This is a genomic window from Acidovorax sp. KPB24-03, assembly GCF_057546605.1.
The window spans coordinates 1-3192 of the sequence record NZ_BAAJYR010000400.1 but is presented as its reverse complement, the minus strand read 5'-3'; the positions used below and the strand labels follow the sequence as shown (position 1 = coordinate 3192).

The 3192-nt window shown below is 69.9% G+C and carries 3 protein-coding genes; 2 read left to right on the top strand and 1 reads right to left on the bottom strand.

Going from position 1 to position 3192, the window contains the following annotated elements; all coding sequences use genetic code 11:
- Window positions 1-158 precede the first annotated feature (158 nt).
- Window positions 159-1535 carry a class-II fumarase/aspartase family protein gene (locus AC27KI_RS21630; protein WP_487115764.1) on the bottom strand — a complete coding sequence of 459 codons (1377 nt, stop codon included), beginning with the start codon at window positions 1533-1535 and terminating at the stop codon, window positions 159-161.
- 115 nt (window positions 1536-1650) lie between these two features.
- On the opposite strand from AC27KI_RS21630, the gene AC27KI_RS21625 reads away from it, so the two are divergent.
- Window positions 1651-2391, top strand: coding sequence for a GntR family transcriptional regulator (locus AC27KI_RS21625; protein WP_284430996.1), 741 nt, complete (start codon window positions 1651-1653; stop codon window positions 2389-2391).
- A 193-nt stretch (window positions 2392-2584) separates the two neighbouring features.
- On the top strand, window positions 2585-3192 hold a 608-nt coding region (locus AC27KI_RS21620; RefSeq protein ID WP_487115762.1), incomplete at its 3' end, for a LysR family transcriptional regulator.

Genomic DNA, 3192 nt, shown 5'->3' with positions numbered 1-3192 from the left:
TGGGGCCGCCGGCGGCGAAGGGCACGATCCAGGTGAGCGGCTTGGCGGGGTAGCCCTGCGCCTGGGCGGCGAAGGCCAGGGCGGCGGCGGCCAGCGCCACGGCGGTGCGGCGGAAGGTCGAAGGTTGCATGCGTGTCTCCGGTTGACGCTCTTGGGAATCAGCTTTTTTTCTGCGCGCGCGACAGGGCCAGGGCGCGGTCCACCATCCCGGGCGCGGCGCCCAGGTAGTTGCGGGGATCGGTGAGGCGGTCGATCGCCGCGCGGTCGAAGTGCGCCGACACCTCGGGCAGCCGCGCCAGCGCATCGGCCAGCGTGCCGCCCTGCGTGTTCACGGTGCGGCAGGCGCCGTAGACGATGTCGTGCGCCTGCTGGCGGCCGGTGAACGGGGCCAGGCCCATCATCACGGCCTCGGCCACGATCAGGCCGTCCGTCATGTCCAGGTTCTTCGCCATGCGGTCTTCGTTGACGATCAGGCCGCCGAGCATGAAGCGCGCCTGGTTCAGGGCCCCGGCGGTGAGCACGAAGCTCTCGGGAATGGCGATCCATTCGGCGTGCCACGGGCCGGTGGCGCGCTCCAGGTCCTGCACCATGGCGTCCAGCATCAGGCCAGCATGCTGGCGCACGGACTTGGAGGCCGCCAGCATCAGCTCGCTGGAGATCGCATTGCGCTTTTGCGGCATGGTGCTGCTGGCGCCACGGCCGGGCACGAAGGGCTCGAACACCTCGCCGAACTCGGTGGCCGACAGCAGCATCACGTCGTAGGCGATCTTGCCCAGCGAGCCGGTCACCAGGGCCAGGAAGTTCACCGCCTCGGCCAGGCCGTCGCGCGCCACGTGCCAGGTGGTGGCGGGCACGCCCAGCTGCAGCTCCTCCATCAGCAGGCCCTGCACCTCCAGCCCGCGATCGCCCAGCGAGGCCAGCGTGCCTGCTGCGCCGGCGAACTGGCCGACGAGCACGCGCTTTTTCAATTCCTGCAGCCGCTCGGCATGGCGGTCGAACATCGCCAGCCAGATGGCGGCCTTGTAGCCGAAGGTGATGGGCAGCGCGTGCTGCAGATGGGTGCGCCCGGCCATGGGCGTGTCGCGGTAGCGCTCGGCCAGGCCGGCCAGGATGCCGCGCAGGGCCACGATGTCGGCTTCCACCAGCGCCAGCGCGTCGCGCACCTGCAGCACCGTGGCCGTGTCCATGATGTCCTGGGTGGTGGCGCCCCAGTGCACATAGCGGCCGGCGTCGCCGCACTGCTTCACCAGCTGGTGCACCAGCGGCAGGATGGGGTAGCCGACAATGTCGGTCTCCTGGCGCAGCAGCTCGAAGTCGAGCGCGTTCAGGTCGCAGCGCGCGGCGATCTCGCGGGCCGCTTCGGCCGGAATCACGCCGCAGCGGCCCTGCGCGGCGGCCAGCGCCACCTCCACTTCGATGTAGCGGGCGACGAGCGTGCGGTCGGCGAAGATCGCGCGCATGGCGGGCGTGCCGAAAGCGTCGCGAAAGAGCAGCGAGTCGATGGCGGTGCTGGAGGCGAAGGCGGGGGTGGTCATGGTGTCGGTGGTTGCGTCGGCGTCCGCGGGCTATTAAGTTCGGACATATGAATTATTTTGTTTATGTACGTACATAAAGAAAATCCGGGTTTACCCCGGATGAGGGGCTGCGCCCATGGCTGAGCCGCGCTATGCGCTGGTGGCGCGCCATCTGTCGGAACGCATCGCCGCGGGCGAATACGTGGTGGGCGCGCTGCTGCCGACCGAGCTGGAGCTGTGCGACCGCTACGGCGTGAGCCGCCACACGGTGCGCGCCGCCATCTCGGAGCTGCAGCAGTCCGGCCTGGTGTCGCGCCGCAAGAAAGTGGGCACGCGCGTGGAGGCGGCCACGCCCAATGCGCATTACCAGCAGACGCTGGCCTCGCTGGACGACCTGGTGCAGTTCGGCGCCACCCACGTGCGCGAGGTGCGCCGCATCGAAGAGGTGGTGCTCGACCGCGAACTGGCCGCCGAGCTGGGCTGCGCCGCCGGCAGCCGCTGCCTTGCCATCGCCAGCCTGCGCCGGGACGGTGCTGCGCCGCACCTGCCCATCGCCTGGACGGTGGTCTATGTGGATGCGGCCCGCTTCGACGCGCGGGAGCTGGCCGAACACGTGCGCGCCGCGCCCGACGTGCTGGTCAGCAGCCTGCTGGAGGCGCAGTACGGCCTGCGCATCGCCAAGGTGCGGCAGGACATCGTGGGGGCGCTGGTGCCGGAGTCGCTGGCCGAAGAGCTGCAGGCGCCCGCCGGTTCCGCGGCGCTGAAGATCGTTCGCCGCTACGTGGACACCGGAGGCGAACTGATGGACGTGAGCGTGACGCTGCACCCAGCCAGCCGCTACACGCTGTCGATGCAGCTCACCCGCGCGGCCGTCTAGGCGCGGCTGCGGGAGCGATCGGCGCGGGGCGGGGCGGCCCCGTGCAATTCATGGGGCAGAGTTTGCTATTGTTTTGATAGCTATATGCCCTAGGGTTGATTGCACTGGTGCCCGATTTCGCTTGAAGTCCTACGTCAGCAATCAGCGTGGAACCCGCATGCATCCGTGACATCCATCCGCATAATCGGCGCCCATGGACAAGCTCAAGGCCTTCGAGTCATTCGTGTCGGTGGCAACGCGCGGCAGCCTCACCGCGGCCGCCAAGGCCGAAGGCGTGGCCCCGGCCATCATGGGGCGCCGGCTCGATGCGCTGGAAGAGCACCTGGGGGTCAAGCTCATGGTGCGCACCACGCGGCGCATCCACCTCACGCACGAGGGCAGCGCCTTCCTGGAAGATTGCCAGCGCCTGCTGTCCGACGTGGCGAATGCCGAGGCCAGCGTGTCCGCCGGCGGCGTCAAGGCCACCGGGCACCTGCGCATCACCGCGCCGGCGGGCTTCGGGCGGCGCCATGTGGCGCCGCTGGTGCCGCGCTTTCGCGACCTGCATGCCGAGGTGACCATCTCGCTCAACCTGAGCGACCGCGTGGTCGATCTGGCGGGCGAGGGGTTCGACTGCGCGGTGCGCGTGGGCGACCTGCCCGATTCTTCCCTGGTGAGCGTGCGCATCGCCGACAACCGGCGCCTGTGCGTGGCCACGCCGGCCACCGACACCGCACCGGTCACCGTGCCGCAGATCAGGCCGGTGGCCAGCGCCAGCGCGGCCGCGCCGGCACGCTCCATTCCATTGCAGGATGGCGGCGG